Below are 17,105 nucleotides of genomic sequence, written 5' to 3'. Positions count from 1 at the left end.
CTAAAACCGTTCGGTTTTGTACCATTTGGCTTCACGTTTAAACAGCTGGTCTTTGATATAGGCGTACATGCCGTAAGCGGCAACGACCATCCACATCTGACAATATGAAATGTACATCAGCAGAATGATCCATACGTTGGATAACCGCATTTCTCCTTTTTCCGTCACCAGCGTAATGAACGTGCCGACGACAAACAGCGTAACCGCCAGCATCCACAGGAAGGAGCTGAAGCCGGCGATGGTGGTGGCCACGTACCCGAGCGCATGGAGCACAAGCAGCAGATCGGACATCACCAGTGAAGTGAGCAGCAGGAAGTAGATCGACAGAAAATATAATATGTCGAAGCGCACCTGCCGCGCGGCCGGATCGAACAGCAGCGGAATGTTTTTGACAATGACGTAGATATTGCCCTTCGCCCAGCGGGTCCGCTGCTTGAACCATACCTTGACCGTCTGCGGCTCCTGCTCCCACGTAACGGCTTTCGGCTGAAACTTGATCCGATAGCCCATCATGTAGATGCGAAAGCTGATTTCGGTATCCTCGGCCAGCGCCTTGACGTCCCAGCCGCCGATCCGCTCCACAATCTCCCGCCGCATAATAAAGTTCGTGCCGGGAATCGTACAAAGCTTGAACAGCTTCCAGCGTCCGGCCTGCGCCATCCATTGGAACGACAGCGTCTCGACGTTGATAAAGCGCGTCAGCAGGTTGACGTCGCGATTGCGGGTGCGGAATTTGCCGATGACGGCTCCCAGCAGCGGGTCGCGGGTAATCTCCGATACGAGATACATAAGCGCTTTTTTCTCCGGGGTATTGTCAGCGTCGTAAATGGCGATCAGCTCGCCGCGGCTTTGCTTGAAGCCGAGGTTCAAGGCATTCGACTTGCCCTTGCCTCCGGTTACGGCGTCGGTATTCATGATGATCAGATTGCGCCCCTCGTATTTGCGCTGCAGCTCGCCCAGCAGCACGCTGCTGTTATCGGAGGAATTGTCGTTGATCACGATTATTTCATAGCGGTCGTGAGGATACTCCAGCGCCAGCAGCGATTCGACCGTCTGGCCGATCACGCGGCCCTCGTTATGCGCCGGCACCATAATCGTGACAAAAGGAGGGTCGCCGACGAGCGGCGGCACCTCCTTGTTTTCAATCTGGATGTAATACAGATAGCCTGCCACGATCAGGGCAACGTTAACCAGGAGGAGCGTCCATATGCAAATGACCGAAATGAGCATTAAAATATCAGAAATGGTCATAGCGCCCTCCCCGTGTGTCGATATTTTTGCCTGTAGAGGCGGTAGCCGATGATCAGGAACGCAGCGAACAATAGCAGCGTAACCAGAATCAACACGATGAAAATGTTATTTTGCACGGAAAACAGCTTTTTAAAGCTTTTTTCGTTCTCTTGTACATACGTATGCTCGGATTGAATTTCCTGAATATTGTTGTTCATCATAATCGCCGTGCCGTTAATTTGCAAATGTCCGCTGCGCGAGCCGGTTTCATTGTGCGCGGTGCGCACGGTATGCTCGCTGTTCTTGTAGTCGGCAAACGTCGACCAGTCCGCGAGCAACGACTGCATCATTGCTTCCAGCTCGCTGCGGCTTTGCGGGAACGGATACACCAGCGCCGTGTCCATCGGCAGGGGCGCAAGCGCCTGTCGCGGGGCCAGGTAAGGAGCGAGCTCGCCAGCTTTGACCGTATAGGCATTCGAAGCAAACGCGGTCGAGCTGTCCGCAGGCGAACGATACATGATCTTCTCATTGGCAAATACGATGCTGGAATCGAAAAAGCGCAATCCATCCTGCGTATAATGCTGGTCGTAGGACCAGTACATTTCCGCCCCTACCCCAAGTGGCGCGATGCCGTAGCCGGCCAGCGCGTCAAGGAATTCTTCCATCTGCGATTGCAGCACATGAACATCCTGCACGATCGTCGATGCGACGACAGGCGCGTTGACGATAATGCTGCCATTGCGCGACTGCACATGCTTGAGCGTCTCCAGATAGCGCAGCGCAGCGGGATAATCCAGGTGATCGAGCACCGGCTGAACGCTGGCGATAAACGGAATACCGGCATCGTATAAACGATCGGCCGTCTCATTAAGCAGATCGAGATCGGAGAACGGGTAAATGCCGTTCAGCAGCACATAATAATGACCGGACGCACTGACGGCAAGCCAGTCCTTCAACACATACGAAGCGGCGAGCTCGGTCAAATTGCCCTTGACCAAAAAAGGAATATAGGCGTAATTGTCCAACGCCACTCCATAGGGACTGACGCTACCGCGCATTTCCGAGCTGAATTCCCCGTAGCCGCTGCCTGCGTGTCCGACAATATAGGGAATGCCTTCGGCCGTAATCGCCGCTTGTGCGAATTGGTCGATGCGCAGGCTTAGCGTGTCCGCACCGCCCGTTTGCGCGATTTCCAGCTGCAGCTTCCGCTGCACCGGAGCCAGCGGCTGTCCCCCTACCTGCAGCAGACCGCCGCTGAAAGATTCCAGATCGGCAAGCAAAGCCTGCGGCAGCGCAGGAAGGTCGTCGGCGTTGCGTATGGCAATCAGCTTGCTGTAGGTCGAAAGGCTGCCAGACACATAACGGTCGAACGACATCACCGTCGTTTGAACGCCGAAGGCTGCGAGCAATCGCTCCAGCGCTTCGATATTGCCCGCTTTCGCCGTACCGGACGCAAGGCTGTCGTAAAGCAGGAGCACTTGCTGCGGGCGGACTTCTTCGGCCCGCGCCGTCGCGGGAAGCGGCAGCACCATAGACAAGATGACCAGCAGCAGCAAACCAACCGGCAATAACCGTCGCATCAGCATGCCTCTCCCCCCCTTATCTGCGATTAGGCCGCGAGGGCCTGCTTAGGCTCCGTCTCGGACTCTGTGTTCCACAGCCGTTTGGCGATTAAGTCGCCGACGGCGGTAAAGGTGACCAGATCAAAGGTCAACGTAAATAAAAATTCGTGTTTGGCCAAATCCGCGTCGCCTGCCCCGACAATCGAGACCACGACGCCGGAAAGCCCCATAGCGATCATCATGACGAGCAGCGGCAGCCGTATCGTATGGCGGAAGCGCCGCTGTCTGATCGCCGTAACAAAGGACGGCATATACAGTCCTACGATAATTAACGTCCAAAGGATCACAAACCCGAAGGTTTTTGGCGCAAATGCATCCTTGAGCAAGCTGTAGCCCGAGAAAAACACCGTCTGCGCGCCAAACGGCTTGCCTGCGCTTTTCTCATAATTGCCCATTGCTTTCGGCCGAATCGTAAACCCGTCGCGGGCGGCCAGGTTCAGCATTTGACCCGCTTGATCGGGATGCGCGGCATAGTATGCAAGAATCGAGCCGAAGCCGTATTTGCTATAGAACTGATTTTGCAAAAGCTCGGAATCGACGTCGGCCGGCGCGTATGGATCGTAGTACAAGCTGTCGTTCAGCACGGCAAACTGCTTGTCGATGCCAAAGCCCTCCAGCGTTTTCTCCGGATTCGTCGAACCCATCAGCACGCCGCGCGTCATAGCATGGTATTTGTTAATATTGACAAACTCCTGCGGGATGAGCGCATACGTTGCGATCCCGACGCCGATCAGCGCCAGCAGCGCCGCCGTTGTAACGATCCGGAACGTCCGCTGCGTCCGAATATAGATCAGGAAAATGCCGAGCAGGCCGGCAATGACGCCCACGGGCGCATTCTGCTGCTTGCTGGCGGTAAGAATTACGGCGCTGACAATAAAAACCGCCAGCATGGCGTAGTCGTTGAACCTTCGGCGATATAACAGCAGTCCCGACGCCAGCATCAGCATCGTCATGATCAGCACAACGCTTTCGCCGTAAAAGGAATTGAAATACGCCGTATAGCCCGTATCGCCGAACATCACCACAGCCACCGCAGCTATCGCGTATCCGGGCTTGCGACCGAGCTTCCAGGTCAGCGCCTCCACGAGCAGATAGACGGCCGCGGTATAGATCAGCAGGTATAAGGCGGATTGAAACCGAATGTCAAACACCTGCGAGCTATAGATGAGCTGGTTCAGCCAAATCGCCGCTTTAATGAACATCGATTGCGAGGAAAACAGCGTCGCGCCGTTTTCGTTAAAAAACTGGTACAGTCCGTATTCCTTGACGAAATAGCCGAGATACTGGCTGTTATAATCCGGTGCGTTGAAGTAAATGCCGTTGCTGTATAAAATCCGGAAAAAATCGCCGTTGTCGGCCATGCCGATGAAGGGCGGCGTGAACAGCGCAATCGCTGTTATCACAAACACGGCCGCCGCGGCGAGGGCGGCAGGCGAGACGCGAAGATGCGCCCTCTGCAGCCAGCGAATGCTGTTCATCTCCCGCCTCCTTCCATTCTGTTCGAAATAGTATAGCATTGGCGGATATACAAATCCTGTACAAAGCTGGCACATGGAAGCTGTTACCAAACTTAACACGTCTCACATAAGAATATCGGCTCAGGTAACAGTGTATCACATAAGTCTAAATACCTAAATAGTAATCTCGCCCAAATTAGTACATTCGATCTATTCCGATAAATGGTAGTATCCATTGTTTATTACCCGTAATTCGGGCCATTGAAACAAAAAAACGCTCCCGGTCAGCAAGCCGGGAACGTTTGATTTACTGCGCATTTTAATGACTAAGCACGTTGTTTACGCGTAACGACATCGAAGATAACGGCAATCGCGAGCACAGCGCCGCGGATCATGTACTGATAGGAGATGCCGACGCCCAGCAGGTTCATACCGCTGGAGAGCGAAGCCATGACGATCGCGCCGATGATCGAGCCCGTTACTTTACCGACGCCGCCTGCCGCGGATACGCCGCCGACATAAGCGGCTGCAATCGCGTCAAGCTCAAACAGCGTACCGGCTGTTGTCGTCGCCGATTGCAAACGTGCGGTGAACAAAATGCCGGAGAGCGCGGACAGCAGACCCATCGAACCGAAGACGATGTAGGTGATCTTTTTTACGCTGATACCGCTCAGATTCGCTGCTTCCGGGTTGCTGCCCACGGCGTAGATGTGACGTCCGAGCACGGTCGAGGTGGTCAGGAAGTGATACACCGCTACAACGATCATGACGATAATGACCGTCCAGGAGAAGCCGTTGTAACCGGCCAAAATCCAGGTGATGTAGGCAATAATCGCCGAAACGAAGATCAGCTTGACGGCGAAAATGCTGTTGGAGACGACTTCAAAATTGTACTTGAGCTTGTTGCGGCGCTTGGACAATTCACTGTAGATGTAAGCAATGATCATCAGCGCGCCGAGAATCAGTGACAGCAGATTCAAGCCGCCTACTTTGGCGATGGCTGGAATAAAGCCGTTACCGATGGCGTTGAAATGCTCGTCTTTGACGATAATCGTTCCCGTCTTCTCTGTGACACGGAGCAGCGCGCCGCGGAAAATCAACATCCCCGCCAGCGAGGCAACGAACGACGGAATGCCAAATCGGGCGACCAGCAGGCCGTTGAACAAACCAACTACGATGCCGAGCACGAGAATGATCGGAATGGTGATGTAATACGGCACGCCGGCCTGCGACAGCAGAATCGCGGCAATCGCGCCCAGAAAGCCGGCGGCAAAGCCGACGGACAAGTCGATGTGCCGGATGACGATGACCAGCGTCATGCCTACGGCCAGAACGGCGATGTAGCCCGTCGCATCGATCAGGTTACTGATGTTTCGAGACGACATGAACAGTCCGTCTGTCAAAATTGAAAATACAAGCATGATGACGAACAAAGCGATATACATGCCGTAGTCCCGAATATTGTGCTTAACTAACGATTTCGCTTCGCTAAAAAATGGCACTGGCCCTTCCCCCTAATGCGTTGCAAGTTTCATAATTTTTTCTTGATCTGCTTCGTCAATGGACAGCTCGCCTTTGATCTGCCCTTCCGCCATGACATATACGCGATCGCTCATACCTAATACTTCAGTCAACTCGGAAGAGATCATAATGATGCTCATGCCTTCGCTGATCAGCTTGTTCATAATCGTGTAAATCTCAAATTTCGCCCCGACGTCAATGCCGCGCGTAGGCTCATCCAGAATGAGCAAGCTCGGGTTCACGAACAACCACTTGCCCAAAGAAACCTTCTGCTGGTTCCCGCCGCTCAGATTGCCGACAATTTGTTCGACCGAGGGCGCTTTAATGTTGAGGGATTGCTTGTAACCGTTGGCTACTTTGACTTCTTCGTTTTGATTGATGACCCCTTGTGAAGCGATGGCATGCAGGTTCGCTGCCGAAACATTCTGTTTGATATCCTGGAGCAAAAAGAGCCCGTCGCCCTTGCGGTCCTCGGTGACGTAGGCAATGCCGGCGTCAATCGCATCCTTGGGATGCTTGAACGCGCGCTTTTGTCCGTCGAGGAGCATTTCGCCTTGCAGTCTGTACAGCTTGGGATTGCCGAAAATACTTTGCGCCAACTCGGTGCGGCCCGAGCCCATCAGCCCGGCGATGCCGACGATTTCGCCTTTTCGGACATTCAGATTGACGTTCTTGACAACTTCGCGGCCCAACTCGGGATCGAATGCCGTCCAATTGCGCACTTCCAGAATGGTGCTGCCGAACTTCTTGTGCTGGCGTTTGGGATAAATGTCCTCGATCTCGCGGCCGACCATGTTCTTGATGATGACCGGCTCGGTGATCTCGCCCTTGGCGCCGTCCAGCGTACAGATCGTCTGACCGTCGCGGAGCACAGTCGCTTTGTCGGCAATCGCCGTGACTTCCTTGAGCTTATGGGAAATCATGATGCTGGCGATGCCTTGCTTTTTCAAATCGCGAAGCAGATTGAGCAGGTTGTCACTCTCTTTCTCGTTCAGCGCCGCAGTCGGCTCGTCAAGAATGAGCAGCTTGACGTTTTTGGTTAACGCCTTGGCGATTTCCACCAGCTGCTGCTTGCCGACGCCCAAATCCTTGACCAGCATCTCCGGGTTTACGTCGAGCTTGACCTTGCGCAGCATCTCTTTGGCTTGCAGAATCGTCTGATTCCAGTCGATCAGCCCGCCTCTTTTGACCTCGTTGCCTGCATAAATATTTTCGTACACCGTCAGATCGGGGAACAGCGCCAGCTCCTGATAAATGATCGCGATCCCCGCTTTTACGCTGTCGCTGATCTTGGAGAAGCTCTGTACCTGACCTTCAAACACGATATCTCCGGCATACGTGCCGTACGGATATACTCCGCTTAGCACCTTCATTAACGTCGACTTGCCAGCGCCGTTTTCACCAATCAGACAATGAATTTCACCTGCGTCAACCTTGAAGTTGACGTTGGAAAGCGCTTTAACGCCGGTGAATTCCTTGGAAATATGGTTCATTTCTAAAATGTATTTGCTCATAGTCCTAGCGCTCCTTAACCAAACAACTGTTGAATAAAGGAATAGTGATAGACATCGCTATCTATCACTATTTCCTTCCGAACTATGTGTGTTTCGACGATTACAGACCTTTGAAGTCGCTGGCTTGGTAGTAACCGGAGTCAACGAGCGCTGCTTTTACGTTAGCTTTGTCCACGACGATTACGTTCGTTTGTTTAGCTTTTACGTCCACTTTGCCGTTGTTGTAGGAACCGGTTGTTTGCGGAGTGTTGCCGTCAAGGATAACTACGGCCATACCCATAGCGTCTTTTACGAGTGTGCGAACGTCTTTGAACACGGTCATCGATTGTTTGCCGTCGATTACGTATTGGATGGAAGCTTTTTCAGCATCCTGACCTGTTACAACAAAGCTTTTGATTGCGGAGTCGGAAGCGAATACGTCGGCGATGGAACGAGCTGTACCGTCGTTTGGCGCCAGAATCGCTACGTCGCCTTTTGCGTCGGCAGCTGCTGCCGTAAGGTGCGTTTGCGCTTTGTTTTTCGCTTCGCCTGCATCCCAGTTCGTAGTAACCTGACCGATGATTTTGGACAGCTCTTCACGGGACAGTTGCGCTTTGCCTTGCAGGTTTACAGCTTCGCTGGAGTTGGCAATTTTGAATGTGCCGTCAGCGATTTTCGGTTGCAGTACTTCCCAAGCGCCTTGGAAGAACAGGAACGCGTTGTTGTCGGAAGCAGCGCCAGCGTACAGGTAGAGCGGCTCGCCTTTACCTTTGGCATGGTCAACCAGGTATTGGCCTTGTGCTTTACCAACGGCTACGCTGTCGAAGGTTACGTAGTAGTTAACAGCGTCTGTATTTGTGATCAGACGGTCGTAGGAGATAACTTGTACGCCTGCTTTTTTCGCAGCTTCTACGGAAGCGGCAGCAGCGTCGCCGTCTTGCGGGCAAATGATCAGAACTTTGATGCCTTTGGCAATCAGGGCGTCAACGTTTTCTTTTTCTTTAGCGGAGGAACCTTGGCTGAACAAAATTTCTGCGGAATACTTCGTGCCGTTGAGTGCGTCTTTGAAACGCTGCTCGTCTTGTACCCATCTTGGTTCGTCTTTCGTAGGCAATACGATACCTACATTCACTTTGCTGCCTTTGTCGCCGCAAGCCGAAACGATCACTGCAAAGATCATGACGACGAGCATAAGCGAAATCGCTTTCACGCTTTTCTTCATTGGTAAACCCCTCTCATTTGTTTTGGCTTTCGCCGGTTACAAATTGAGTATAGCACCGTATCGCGGCATTGAATGCGCTTTTATGTAGCACTTTTTTTATCCTTGCTATACTATTTTGTGTTTTTCCCGTTATGGCGTTTTTTTATACACGTCCTCGCGTTTGTGGAACCCGTCGGCGATAATTGTCGCATCGATGTTCGAGGCATCGACAGCAATCGGCTCCAGCAGAATCGACGGCACGTCGATTTTGCGATTGTTGACCGACTTGTCGGCGTAAATCGCTTCGCCCTTGGCCATCTTGACGGCGAGATCGGCCGCTGTTTCGGCCAGCTTTTCGATCGGCTTGTACACGGTCATTGTCTGCGTTCCCTCGACGATCCGCTGCGCACCGGCCAGCTCGGCGTCTTGCCCGGACACGGGAATCTTGCCGGCCAGCCCCTGCTCAGCCAATGCTTGAATGACGCCGCCTGCGGTTGCGTCATTCGCCGCCACGACCGCGTCGATGCGGTTGCTGTTGGCTGCCAGCGCCAGCCGCATGTTGTCCAGCGCGTTGACGGGCTTCCATTCCTTCGTGAACTGATCGAAGACGATGCGGATGTCGCCGCTGTTGACGAGCGGCTTGAGAATGTTCATTTGCCCTTTTTTGAACATATGGGCGTTGTTGTCGGTGTCCGCGCCTTCAATCAGCACGTAGTTGCCCTTGGGTGCTTTTTCGACCATTGCCTTGGCCTGCAGTTCACCTGCTTTCTCGTTGTCGAAGCTAACGTACAGATCGACATCCGCGCCAACGATCAGCCGGTCATAGGACATGACCTTGATGCCGGCCTTATGCGCCTTGTCGACAATGCCCGCCGCCACCTCGGCGTTATGCGGCACGACAACGAGCACGTCGACATTGCGCGAAATTAAATATTCGGCCTGCTGCATCTGCTTGGCGTCGTCGCCGTTCGCCGCTTGCACCTCGATCTGCGCGCCAAGCTGCTCAACCGCGGCCTTGAACAAATCGCGGTCCTTCTGCCAGCGCTCCTCCAGCAGCGTATCCATCGACAACCCGACCACGACCTTGCCGTCGTCGCGTCCGGCTGCGCCGGTCGCTTGCGGCGTCTGCGTGCTGCCCGGCGTCGAAACCGGCTCCTCGGCCGGTCCCGTACAGGCGCAAAGCGCCAGCAGCAGCAGCGCCGGCAGACCAGCCGCGGCGCGGCGCTTCCATGCGTTCCTTGTCACAGAAGCTCGCTCCTTCCCGAGCCGGTCTTGGCCTTCACCGGACGCAGCAGCATTTTCCGGTAATCGGTCGGCGAATGGCCGACGGCTTTTTTGAACACCCGGCTGAAATAATTCGGATCGTTGTACCCGATCTCAAACGTAATTTCCTTCAAGCTTTTGTCCGTTTCCTGCATCAGATGCTTGGCCATCTCCATGCGGCATTCGGTCAGAAAATCAATATAGTTGGTGCCGAAATGCTCCTTGAACAGCTTGCTGATATAAAAAGGATTCCGCCCGACCGTCGCCGCTACCCGCTCCAGCGACAAATCCTCGTGCGCATGCTCCTTGATGTAGAGCTTCATTCGCTGCAAAAGATCGGTTTCCATCCCGCCGGTGAGCGTCTCCGTCGTTTCCATCAATTGGCCGACCAGAAGCCGCGTCTCCGCCTTGAGCTGCAGATAAGCGCCGGCTTGTTCCTTATAATAAGGCTTGGGTACGTCAATGCCCATATCCTGAAGCATCCGCGAGACAATGATCAGCACTTCAAAAATTCGCTGCTGCGCCATTCCGGCGCTCAGCCCCGCCCCTTCGTATACGTCGATCATCTGGCCGATCTGCTCGCCCGCCGCCGCCCAATGGCCGCGCCGCACTTCCTCCAGCACATTTTTCTCCATCTCCGCGGTCAGGCTGCCCGCCGTCTCGCTCCCCTGCTGCGCCAAATCTTCATAGAGGCAGAAGCGCGCCGCCGCCGTCGTATCCGCCGACGCAAACAACGCCTCGTGATACGATTTGCGCAGCTCGCGCACATCGGGGCAAAAGCCGCCGATGCCGATGAACGGCTCGTTGCCGCCCAGCCGCCGCAGCGTCTGCACCAGCTTGCGTGCCAGCCCGACCGCGTGGTTGCGGTATGCACGTTCGCTGTCGTTGAACACGATCAATGGCAGCTGCTTGCCGGACAGCTTGCCGATCCAGCAGCGCAGCGTTGATTCATAGATCGGCTTGGTCAGCCGCGCATACAGCAGGTCCAGCTCCTCGGGGCTGACTTCCCGGTCGGCCGGCGTCGACAGCAGCACGTTCATCACGAACCCGCCGCTGGCCGAAGGCAGGCCGAGCAGCTCGATCATCTCGTCCAGATGAATCGAAGGCACGTAATCGAACAGCAGCTGCGAGACGATGTCCGCTTCGACGATCGGCACCATCTTCTGCAGCCGTTCGCGGTCCAGCCGCCGCTGCTCCAGCTCGGTGCGGGCCAGGCGGATATCGGCGGCCACCTTGCCGATCGTCTCCAGCACAACCGCGGTGCGGCTGGGCTTGAGCATATAGTCGCTGACCCCCAGCTTGATCGCTTGACGGGCAAATTCAAACGTATCAAACGCCGTCACGACGATAAACTTGATCGTATCGTTCGTTTCCTTGATTTTCTCAATCGCTTCCAGGCCGTTGATGCCCGGCATCTTGATATCCATCGTGATCAGGTCCGGCTGCAGCCGGTCGGCAGCGGCAATCGCCTCGCGGCCGTTGGCGGCATGGCCGACAACCTCGATGCCGGTTGCGCCGTCCTCGATCATTTTTTGCAACGCCATCCGTTCAATCGGTTCATCGTCTACAATCAACAAGCGAATCATGCTCTTGGCGCCCCCTTCGGCAGCTTTAATGTAATGCAAGTGCCCTTACCGGGCGCGGAGCGTATCGCGATCATCTCGTCAACGCCGTAAAACAGCTGCAGCCGATGCGTCACATTGCGCAGGCCAATGCCCGTCGAATGCCCCTTGTATTCCGCCGCTCCGCTATCCGTCAACAGACGCGCCAGCTGCTCCTCCGTCATCCCCGGTCCCGTATCCTCAATATCGACGCAAATCGCATCGGCTTCCTCCTTGACGCGCACCGTCAGCGTCCCGCCGTCCTCGGCCGGCTCAATCGCATAAATAAAAGCGTTCTCCGCCAGCGGCTGCAAAATCAGAATCGGCACCTCCACGTGCAGCGCCCGCTCGTCAATCTCGCGCACCACGCGCAGCCGGTCGCCAAAGCGCGCCTGCTGAATATGCAAATATTCCTCCAGCACCGCAATTTCGTCCTTCAGCGTCACCTTGCTGTCCATCTTGCGCAAATTGTAGCGCAGCATCCCGGCCACTGAGCTGATCAGCTCGCTCGTCTGCTCCGCCCCGGCCAAATAAGCCTCCTTCGACAGCATGTTCAATGTGTTGAACAAAAAATGCGGGTTAATCTGGCTTTGCAGGCTTTTCAGCTCGCTTTCCTTGAGCATCAGCTTATGGCGGTGCAAATCGTATTCCAGCTGCGCCTTGCTCTGGATCTCATCGATCAGATTGCCGACGCTGACGCGCATGTTATCGAGCGTTTTCGCCAAAAAGGCCATATCGTCATTGCCCTCGACGTTAATCGGATTCTCGAACCGCCCGCGCGAAATCTCACGCGCCGACTGCGTCAGCATGCGAATCGGCTCCGTCACGCTGTTGACAAAGCGATACGAGAACAGCAGCAGCAGCAGGGACACAAGCGCCAGCGTCCAAAAGCCCATCTTCTTGATGTCGCTGCTGCGCTCGATAATTTTGCGATAAAAGGCGTCATAGGTCGTCTGCTCGCCGCTAATCAGCGTCAACGTCGCTTCGGCGATATACTTGGAGATGTTCGTCGCTTCGTCAAATTCCTTGGCGGCGTTCTCTTCATCGTTATCCTTTTGGAAACGCACGGCGAGGTCCATCGTCTCCGCTTGGCTTTCCAGCATATTTTGCACATTGTCGATCCGCATGGTGTTGTCTTGATTGCGCAGCCAGTTCAACTCGGCCGCCGTATGCAGCAGCTTGCTGCTGTCGGTCTGATAGCCGGCCAGCGTCTCCAGCGTCGGCGTCATCCGGTAGTTATTAAGCGACGTCAGCGCCTGCTGGCTAAGCTGTGACGCCTGATTCATCAGCAAATAACGCTGCAAAATTTCATTGTATTTCTCCACCGTCACCTGATTGAAAATACTCATCGAAATCCAGATGATCGCCATGATGATCCAGATCATCAGCGACAGCAGCATCATTTTACTGCGGATCGTTTTCATCGGGCGTCACCCCCTTCGCCGGAAGCCGTGACGACACGAATCGGCGTGAAGTAGCTGTCATTAAGCGGCAGCTTCGTCCCGTCCAGCCAGCCCACAACCAAATCCACACTCATGCGGCCCATATCCTCATAATGCGGTGACAAGCCGGCGAGCAGCATCCCCTTGTCGATCAGCATCGTCGTCTGCGGCGAATCGTCAAACAGGAAAATCGGATACTCGTCTACACGCGAACGCGAATACACCGCCTGCACAATGCTTTCGCCCGATGCCGTCGGCAAACTGACAAACGCACTGACCTGCGGATAATGGTTCAAAATATCGTACACCTGCATATTCGGCTGCCCGGTGATCGTATCGTCCGACGCAAACACCAGCTTCATGCCGCTGTAGCGCTCCAGCACCTCGCTCAAGCCCTTGAGCCGCAAATCGTCGGCCGCCGACCCCGTCGCATTGCGAATCACGCCCACCTGACCTTGGCCCTTGAGCTGCGCAGCGATATACTCCCCGAGCACAATCCCCTCCTGGTGATGATCCGACCCGACATACGCCTTGCGCAAGCTGTGCGGCGCATCCGAATTGATCGTAATGACCGGAATGCCTCGCGACGTCGCCTTGCTGACAATACGCTCAAATTCCGGATCGTCCACGCCTTCGACGATAATCCCGTCTACTTTGGAAGCGATTGCAATATCTACCTGCTGAACCAGCTCTTCCAGATTCGAACGGTATACGCCCCAGAAATCGATCATCACCTGATGGACCTGAGCCGCTTCGCGCGCACCTTGCTGAATCTCGTTCATCATGAAGCTGCCCTGTTCCTGCGAAATGATCACAATGCGCTTCGCCTGCGCCTGCGTCATCGGCGCCCCGCCGCTCGACATGCCCAAATCGCTCTGATAGACCGTGAGCATATAATATAAGGAAAACGTCAACGCCAGACAGCTGCTGGCAATAATCGCAATCATGATGAGTCGTTTCATGCCGTTCTCCCAACCTCGCAAGCCAATTTTCCGTTATTCTATCATGATTTCGGGGATTCGGGTAGGATGAAAATGGAGGGGGAAGCGGATGGGAATATATAATCCCCAAATCTCAATATCTTTTTGTTGGCTGAGCCATTTGTCAGCATTCATTCCCAAATTTTTCTATCATTTATTAGTGAAGTTTTGTAAAATAGTAAGATCCACGCATAGGAAAATTACATTATATTATCTATTATGATCGAGATGTTGGGGAAAACGGAGGACCATCAGGTGAATAAAAGAAAAGCGATAGCTGCAATCCTTATTATTATATTTTTAAGTGGTTGTTCGACTTTGCCCAGAATCAACACTAACAGCCAACATGAGCTGTCTAATTCAGCAACAGCAGCAACGGCAAGCGAATTGGAACTCCCCCCAAAGATGAATATGGAAAACATAAAAAAAGCCTTTGCGGAATTTATCAATTATCGACTATGGTTTTATCCAAATGAAACAGAAAAACAGTTTGATTTTGCCCCCCTTGTCGGGAAAGAACTGACTGCAGAAGTTCGAGTATACACATCGGATACCCAATCTGTTTATATTCAAACAGAGCTGGGCGATTGGTTAGCCAAGATCATCTATTCAAACGGTATTGTATATGCTTCCGGCTTTATCAAGCAAGCAGACAAGGACCTTTACCCTCCAGGAAATTACGAGAATGCAGGTAATTTAATGATCAAAGTGGAATCTCCGCATAAGCCGAACTACGGCACTTCACCTCGTAAAGATAAAATGATAAAAGCAGTAGAAGAATATGCAACTGACAGGTGTCAGGATTTTGCACAAGGAACGGAGTCCGAATTATGGAAAGGTGCGAAAGTATACATCGTAGATTTTTATGAATATGAAGATGTAGTTAATGTTTGGTTTGTCAGACTCGACGGATTGGCTTCGTATGCACCTGTACAGCTAACTGAAGGGGAGCACGAATTTAACACGCAAGGAGTACAAGGCTATGACATCCCAGATATCAAAAAATTGAATAAAAAGGATGAAGATACATCCTTCTTTGAGAAACAGCTTGAAGACGCTGTGAAGCAATTCTATTGTAGCTAGATATAAAATCATAGATTTCATTGATCCCCCGGAAGGGGGATTTCGTATTTTTCATAAAGCCCCTCTTTTTTTGTCCAATCTTAATGGCTTAATTCTTAGGCTGTAGGCAAAGTTAAACTCACTTTTTAATCCAGCGAAAACATACATACCCCAACAATATAACGAAAATAATTCCCAAAATCTGATATACAGCCGTACTCAGCTCAAATTGCATCGTTTGCTTACCTCCTCCGCCTGACCGTCCTATACCCCTTAACCACACCATAAACTGTAAAAAACAAAAACGAATTCAAGAAATAAGCGCACCCCCATATCCCATAAAAAGGAAAAACGTAAAACTCCACCAAAAAGACAAGAAATATAGGAATCAGAACTTGAATCAACAGGGTCAAAAGAATCCGGAACACAGGCCGGAGGGAATTCAAATACGTTTCACAAATGAACGACAACGGCAAGATGAAAACGATCATCATGATGACTCCGACAAATGGAATAAGAATGAACTCCAGACTCCTGAACCAAGCACCATACAGCAGAATAATAATAAAAGTTGTAATCAGCGCTGTCACAATCTTGGTTTTGACTAGCTTCACATTCATATGATCCTCTTGCAGATAGCTGATTTTGATATCGCTCATCGGGCTCGCCTCCCTGAATGTATATCCCTCCGTGTTCGGTTCAACCGCCCCAGCGGATTTGTGTAATTTTCGCAGCCACGTCCTCCCAATCCGCCCAATCGGAAACAAACGACAGGATATCGTCGTAAGCCTCCACTTCTCGCAGAAACTCTTCATGATTGCCGAGCAATTTGGCCCGATCAATATAAATTAGGTCGCTCGGAACGTCAAGCGCAAGCTTCACTTGTTTGTCCATCGCACCGGCAAAAGCACGTACCGATTGCTGTAACCCAGCGACGAAGGTGCCGAAATCGACTACGTACTCCCCTTTCGCCGTCTGCCACATGGGAACGCCTTGCTCGTCGACAAAGTCGGCGATCCATCTGACGTAAAACTGTTCCCCATTTCTGAAAAAGTAAATACGGGGCGCGCCGATCAAGTAACTGGAATCCAGTCTCCGCTGGGCCACCCATTGGCTCGCTGGAACATAAATGCGGTCATAAACCTCTTCTGTTCCGTCCCACTCATGCTCCAGCCAGTCCGCCAACGTATCCAGATACGCTTCAAAATTCTCAAAAGTGCGGATGTTAGCAAACACCTCGTCGGGAATCGGTGCCAACACGTCTCTCACAATCCCGGTAAAGTCCCAAAACAGCCGGGCTAACTGATAATCCACATAGGGAAGCTGTGAAAGATATTTCTGTAGAAATTCATCACTGTAACGCAGCAATTGCACACCTTCAATGTCAAGCCAATACCAAGCGTCGGTCAGGCCGAACCAGTGCAGATAGCGCTGATTGCCTTCGCCCCAAGGCGTAATTTCTTCCAACCCTTTCAGTAAAAATTTAAACATAAGCCGGCTCCTGTTCTATCGCCACTTGGACATCTCGCTAGTTCCATGATAGTCCGTTTTTTCGTCAAAAGGAACCCGTTCCTTCAATGCAAAAGAACAAGGGAGGCCCGCATGTTTTCGCATATAAAAAAGCCCACCCCCAGCAGCTCGCACTGCCGGGAGTAAGCCCCGTTCCTTGCCCATCTTCGCCTAGTGGCGGAATTCCGTCACATTCTCCGTTGTCGCTTGCAATTGCTTGGTGATCAGCACGATCTGCCCGGCGTGGTACGCATAATGCTCGGCCACCTGCAGCAAAATCGTCCCCAGCTTGCGCGTGTAACACGGCTCCTGCTCGCTCACGCCGCGATCCTTCATCGTGAACCAGTCCTCGACGCCATAAAAAATCGTCACATCGCGTCCCAAATCGGCCGCCGTCAGCAGCGTCAAGTAGCTGCGGGCCTCCTCGCGGACGCTGCGCAGTAGCGCGACCAGTCCGTCGCGGGTATAGCTGCCGCTCATCGTAAATTCGCGCGTGCGCTCGCGGATCATTCTTTTGCCGCCGATGCCGCTAATGAAATGCTGGTGCTCGTTGCCGGCCAGATGGACGCACAGGTTGCCGACGCTGTTCATGCCCTCGCGCAGCCGCTCCCAAACCTGTTCCTCGGTCAATCGCTCCAGACACACCTCGATCCGCCGCAGCTGCGTGTCCATCGCGCCCAGTACATCGTTTATCAAATCCACCATGCCTTCAGCTCCCACCTGT

General features: G+C 53.1%; 14 protein-coding genes. 1 reads left to right on the top strand and 13 read right to left on the bottom strand.

Features of this window, described 5'->3' with window-relative positions; genetic code table 11:
- The 10 genes from B5M42_RS00470 to B5M42_RS00425 all read right to left on the bottom strand — a co-directional run bounded on the left by B5M42_RS00470 (nucleotide 1) and on the right by B5M42_RS00425 (nucleotide 13,792).
- Nucleotides 1–1,251 (bottom strand): glycosyltransferase family 2 protein, encoded by a 1,251-nt coding sequence (locus B5M42_RS00470; protein WP_134750756.1) that lies wholly within the window; start codon nucleotides 1,249–1,251, stop codon nucleotides 1–3.
- Nucleotides 1,248–2,816, bottom strand: coding sequence for a hypothetical protein (locus B5M42_RS00465; RefSeq protein ID WP_134750758.1), 1,569 nt, complete (start codon nucleotides 2,814–2,816; stop codon nucleotides 1,248–1,250). Before B5M42_RS00465 ends, B5M42_RS00470 begins: the two co-directional genes overlap by 4 nt.
- Before the next feature lie 23 nt (nucleotides 2,817–2,839).
- Nucleotides 2,840–4,330 carry a glycan biosynthesis hexose transferase WsfD gene (wsfD, locus tag B5M42_RS00460; protein ID WP_134750760.1) on the bottom strand — a complete coding sequence of 497 codons (1,491 nt, stop codon included), beginning with the start codon at nucleotides 4,328–4,330 and terminating at the stop codon, nucleotides 2,840–2,842.
- Nucleotides 4,331–4,635: 305 nt separating this feature from the next.
- The gene (locus B5M42_RS00455) at nucleotides 4,636–5,811 is read right to left on the bottom strand and encodes a sugar ABC transporter permease (protein WP_134750762.1); all 1,176 of its coding nucleotides are present in this window, start codon (nucleotides 5,809–5,811) and stop codon (nucleotides 4,636–4,638) included.
- Nucleotides 5,812–5,823: 12 nt separating this feature from the next.
- Nucleotides 5,824–7,344, bottom strand: coding sequence for an ATP-binding cassette domain-containing protein (locus B5M42_RS00450; RefSeq protein WP_134750764.1), 1,521 nt, complete (start codon nucleotides 7,342–7,344; stop codon nucleotides 5,824–5,826).
- Nucleotides 7,345–7,444: 100 nt separating this feature from the next.
- Nucleotides 7,445–8,545 carry a sugar ABC transporter substrate-binding protein gene (locus B5M42_RS00445; protein WP_134750766.1) on the bottom strand — a complete coding sequence of 367 codons (1,101 nt, stop codon included), beginning with the start codon at nucleotides 8,543–8,545 and terminating at the stop codon, nucleotides 7,445–7,447.
- A 129-nt stretch (nucleotides 8,546–8,674) separates the two neighbouring features.
- Entirely contained in the window at nucleotides 8,675–9,769 is a 1,095-nt protein-coding gene (xylF, locus tag B5M42_RS00440; protein ID WP_230632537.1) for a D-xylose ABC transporter substrate-binding protein, read from the bottom strand.
- On the bottom strand, nucleotides 9,766–11,373 hold the full coding sequence (locus B5M42_RS00435) for a response regulator (RefSeq protein ID WP_134750769.1): 1,608 nt from the start codon (nucleotides 11,371–11,373) through the stop codon (nucleotides 9,766–9,768). The genes xylF and B5M42_RS00435 overlap by 4 nt, the downstream gene beginning before the upstream one ends.
- Entirely contained in the window at nucleotides 11,370–12,812 is a 1,443-nt protein-coding gene (locus B5M42_RS00430) for a sensor histidine kinase (RefSeq protein WP_134750771.1), read from the bottom strand. The genes B5M42_RS00435 and B5M42_RS00430 overlap by 4 nt, the downstream gene beginning before the upstream one ends.
- On the bottom strand, nucleotides 12,809–13,792 hold the full coding sequence (locus B5M42_RS00425; protein WP_134750773.1) for a sugar ABC transporter substrate-binding protein: 984 nt from the start codon (nucleotides 13,790–13,792) through the stop codon (nucleotides 12,809–12,811). Before B5M42_RS00425 ends, B5M42_RS00430 begins: the two co-directional genes overlap by 4 nt.
- Nucleotides 13,793–14,065: 273 nt before the next feature.
- Here B5M42_RS00425 and B5M42_RS00420 point away from each other — a divergent pair, with 273 nt between their 5' ends.
- Entirely contained in the window at nucleotides 14,066–14,893 is an 828-nt protein-coding gene (locus B5M42_RS00420; RefSeq protein WP_134750775.1) for a hypothetical protein, read from the top strand.
- Nucleotides 14,894–15,114: 221 nt separating this feature from the next.
- Here the strand turns inward: B5M42_RS00420 and B5M42_RS00415 are convergent, their stop codons facing one another.
- The 3 genes from B5M42_RS00415 to B5M42_RS00405 form a co-directional block, all read right to left on the bottom strand.
- Complete coding sequence (locus B5M42_RS00415; protein ID WP_134750777.1) at nucleotides 15,115–15,531, bottom strand: hypothetical protein; 417 nt, start codon at nucleotides 15,529–15,531, stop codon at nucleotides 15,115–15,117.
- Nucleotides 15,532–15,571: 40 nt separating this feature from the next.
- Entirely contained in the window at nucleotides 15,572–16,363 is a 792-nt protein-coding gene (locus B5M42_RS00410) for a DUF5984 family protein (RefSeq protein ID WP_134750779.1), read from the bottom strand.
- Nucleotides 16,364–16,552: 189 nt separating this feature from the next.
- Nucleotides 16,553–17,086 (bottom strand): DinB family protein, encoded by a 534-nt coding sequence (locus tag B5M42_RS00405; protein ID WP_134750780.1) that lies wholly within the window; start codon nucleotides 17,084–17,086, stop codon nucleotides 16,553–16,555.
- Nucleotides 17,087–17,105: the final 19 nt, after the last annotated feature.

Source organism: Paenibacillus athensensis (assembly GCF_004514475.2).
GTDB lineage: Bacteria > Bacillota > Bacilli > Paenibacillales > NBRC-103111 > Paenibacillus_AL > Paenibacillus_AL athensensis.
This window is presented reverse-complemented; position numbering and strand designations above follow the sequence as displayed.

Bases quoted from the DNA above. Each gene is read 5' to 3' on its own strand.
- B5M42_RS00470 (WP_134750756.1), bottom strand. From the start codon at position 1,251: ATGACCATTTCTGATATTTTAATGCTCATTTCGGTCATTTGCATATGG.
- B5M42_RS00465 (WP_134750758.1), bottom strand. From the start codon at position 2,816: ATGCTGATGCGACGGTTATTGCCGGTTGGTTTGCTGCTGCTGGTCATC.
- wsfD (WP_134750760.1), bottom strand. From the start codon at position 4,330: ATGAACAGCATTCGCTGGCTGCAGAGGGCGCATCTTCGCGTCTCGCCT.
- B5M42_RS00450 (WP_134750764.1), bottom strand. From the start codon at position 7,344: ATGAGCAAATACATTTTAGAAATGAACCATATTTCCAAGGAATTCACC.
- B5M42_RS00445 (WP_134750766.1), bottom strand. From the start codon at position 8,545: ATGAAGAAAAGCGTGAAAGCGATTTCGCTTATGCTCGTCGTCATGATC.
- B5M42_RS00435 (WP_134750769.1), bottom strand. From the start codon at position 11,373: ATGATTCGCTTGTTGATTGTAGACGATGAACCGATTGAACGGATGGCG.
- B5M42_RS00430 (WP_134750771.1), bottom strand. From the start codon at position 12,812: ATGAAAACGATCCGCAGTAAAATGATGCTGCTGTCGCTGATGATCTGG.
- B5M42_RS00425 (WP_134750773.1), bottom strand. From the start codon at position 13,792: ATGAAACGACTCATCATGATTGCGATTATTGCCAGCAGCTGTCTGGCG.
- B5M42_RS00415 (WP_134750777.1), bottom strand. From the start codon at position 15,531: ATGAGCGATATCAAAATCAGCTATCTGCAAGAGGATCATATGAATGTG.
- B5M42_RS00410 (WP_134750779.1), bottom strand. From the start codon at position 16,363: ATGTTTAAATTTTTACTGAAAGGGTTGGAAGAAATTACGCCTTGGGGC.
- B5M42_RS00405 (WP_134750780.1), bottom strand. From the start codon at position 17,086: ATGGTGGATTTGATAAACGATGTACTGGGCGCGATGGACACGCAGCTG.